The 2910-nt window shown below is 61.9% G+C and carries 1 pseudogene and 1 riboswitch; the pseudogene reads left to right on the top strand.

The features are described from left to right. The first annotated feature begins 367 nt into the window (after positions 1–367). Positions 368–451: riboswitch (cyclic di-GMP riboswitch) on the top strand. Between the two features lie 145 nt (positions 452–596). Then, a pseudogene (locus tag J9892_RS17570) lies at positions 597–2768 on the top strand (glycosyl hydrolase family 18 protein); the annotation flags it as partial. Between the last annotated feature and the right edge of the window lie 142 nt (positions 2769–2910).

Raw genomic sequence — 2910 nt, 5'->3', positions numbered from 1 at the left:
GCTGAAATGACGTGCAGTGACGATTAAAAAGTGTGAAGGCGATCCTGACTATAAAGTTAACTGCATATCACAGGCCTATAAGTATTTGTTTTGTAGGCAAAAAACTATTTTTAATTTTTAACAAAATGTTCACGATCTCGCCCTGCATTTCTGGCAGCTCTGACCAGTGAACCAACGCACATTATGAGGAGACAAAGGAGCCCATCTGCCATTTTTTGACGTGGCTAACAGTTTGATATTGATGATCTATTTGTCATCAGGTGGGAGCGAAAAGTGTGAGGCGGCCAGCATTCACATATTTTCCTTCGAGAATAAAGATTGAGCAGTGGTCACTTGCTTCCTATACTCGAGCCGTTCCTCACGGAACCCAGGCAAAGGGCAAACCGGCAGTGATGCCGGGACGCAAAGCCTCCGATCTGTCCCATCCGGGCCAGACAGCGGGGTTACCCAGGGTGACTTGAGGGTTTGTGGCCCGTCCATGGCCTGTTGTCGCTCCCTTGTTCCCTGTTGCGATTGCGCTTTTCCCGGTATTGAAGCCAAGACAAAACAAGGAAGATAACAATATGCAACAGATCTTGAGGCCCAGCAGGCTTGCCATGCTGGTCGCCCTTGCGGCCGTCCCTGCCTGGGCGCAGGCTGCTTACCCCGCCTATCAGGCCGGCACCGCCTACAAGGCTGGCGACATCGTCAGCAACGCAGGCGCCCTCTATGAATGCAAGGAATTCCCTTACTCCGGCTGGTGCGGCGCGTCCCCCTATCACTACGCCCCCGGGGTGGGGGTGGTCTGGGCCGATGCCTGGAAGCTGTATGGTGGCGAGGTGCCGCCGCCGGCCCTGGTCGTCGCCATCGGCTCCCCCGCCGTGGGTGCCAGCGTCAGCGAGGGGGCCAGTGTGGCCCTGGCGGTGACGCTGAGCGGCCCGGTCACGGCGCTCGCCCGGGTGGAATACCTCATCGACGGCGCTCTGGTCGCCACCGCCACGGCTTCTCCCTGGAGTGCCAGCTGGTCTGCCGCCGGTGCGGGCAATCACGCCCTCAAGGCCCGGGCGCTGGATAAAGACGGCAAGGTGCTGAGCGAGGCGGATTCGAGCTTCAAGGTCGCCGCCGTGGTGGCGCCAGAGGCGCCCAGGGTGAGCATCGCAAGCCCCGCCGCCGGTGCCAGGGTGACCCTGGGCCGCGCCCTCACCGTGAGCGGCAATGTCACCGATGCCAATGACGACGTCGCCAAGGTCGAGCTCTTCGTGAATGGCCAGAAGGTGGGCGAGGACACCAGCGCCCCCTGGCAGCTGAGCTGGACGCCCCAGAACAAGGGGCTGACCGGCCTCAAGCTGGTGGCGACCGACAAGAGCAACCTCTCTGGCGAGTCGGCCCAGGTGGACGTGCAGGTGGAAGAAGCGGCCCTGCCCCCTACCGGCGGCAACCTCTCCTGCGACGTGCGCCAGATCTACCGCGCCGACGGCAGCGAGTGCATGGGGGATGACCACGGCCGCCGCGTCATCGGGTATTTCACCTCCTGGCGCACCGGCAAGAACGGCCTGCCCGCCTACCTGGTGAGCGACATTCCCTGGGACAAGATCACCCACATCAACTACGCCTTCGCGGCGGTGGACGAGCAGAGTCACACCATCAAGGTGGATGACGCCGCTACCAAGCTGACCTGGAACGGGGTGCCGGGCGCCGAGATGGATCCGGAGTTCGCCTATCAGGGTCACTTCAACCTGCTGTCCAAGTACAAGAAGCAGTACCCGGACGTGAAGACCCTCATCTCCGTCGGGGGCTGGGCCGATACCCGCGGCTTCTACGCCGCCACCACCAAGGGCGACTGCTCGGTCAACACCGCCAGCATCAACGCCTTTGCCGACTCGGCCGTGGGCTTCATCCGCCAGTACGGCTTCGATGGGGTGGATATCGACTACGAGTACCCCACCTCCATGAAGGATGCGGGCAACCCCAACGATTTCCCGCTCTCCAACCAGTGTCGCGGCAAGCTCTTTGCGAACTATGAAGTGCTGATGAAGACCCTGCGCAACAAGCTCGACAGCGCCGGCACCGAGGACGGTCGCAAGTACATGCTGACCATCGCCTCGCCGGCCTCGGCCTACCTGCTGCGCGGCATGGAAAACTTCCAGGTCACCCAGTACCTCGACTACGTCAACCTGATGACCTATGACTTCCACGGTGCCTGGAACCACTTCGTCGGTCACAACGCCGCCCTGTTCGACAACAAGGCGGATCCCGAGTTGTCCCAGTGGGGTGTCTACACCCAGGCCCAGTTTGGCGGCATCGGCTATCTCAACTCCGCCTGGGCGGCCCACTACTTCCGTGGTGCCCTGGCGGCGGGCAAGATCAACATAGGGGTGCCCTATTACACCCGTGGCTGGCAGGGGGTCACCGGTGGCACCCACGGTCTGGGTGGCAAGGCGGCGCTGCCGAGCCAGAGCGATTGCCAGCCGGGCACCGGTGGCAGCACCATTCCGTGCGGCAACGGGGCGGTAGGCATCGACAACATCTGGCATGACCTTGACAAGAACGGCAAGGAGATTGGCGGTGGCGCCGTGCCCATGTGGCATGCCAAGAACCTGGAGCACGCGGCCAGCCTCGGCATCACCACCCTGCCGAGCTACGGCCAGGCCTGGGGTCTGGATCCCAACAACCCGGCCCACGTGATGCAAGGCCAGTATGTGCGTTACTACGACGACAAGGCCCATGCGCCCTGGCTCTGGAACGAGCAGAAGAAGGTGTTCCTCTCCACCGAAGATGAAGAGTCCTTGACATCCTCCCCCACCTTAGCGCTTCGCGTCACAGGAGGGGGATTCCCATTACTGGGTGATAGCTGCTCGCGCAGTACCGGGTTCCTGCTTCATCGGGCGGCCTGATTGCACCACGCCTCCACAGGCTAAAACGGCGTGTCCC

Origin of the sequence: Aeromonas sp. Prich7-2 (assembly GCF_017939255.1) — a bacterium.
Lineage (GTDB): Bacteria > Pseudomonadota > Gammaproteobacteria > Enterobacterales > Aeromonadaceae > Aeromonas > Aeromonas caviae.
Note: the sequence above shows the minus strand (reverse complement) of the source record. Positions and strands in the feature narration are given on the sequence as shown.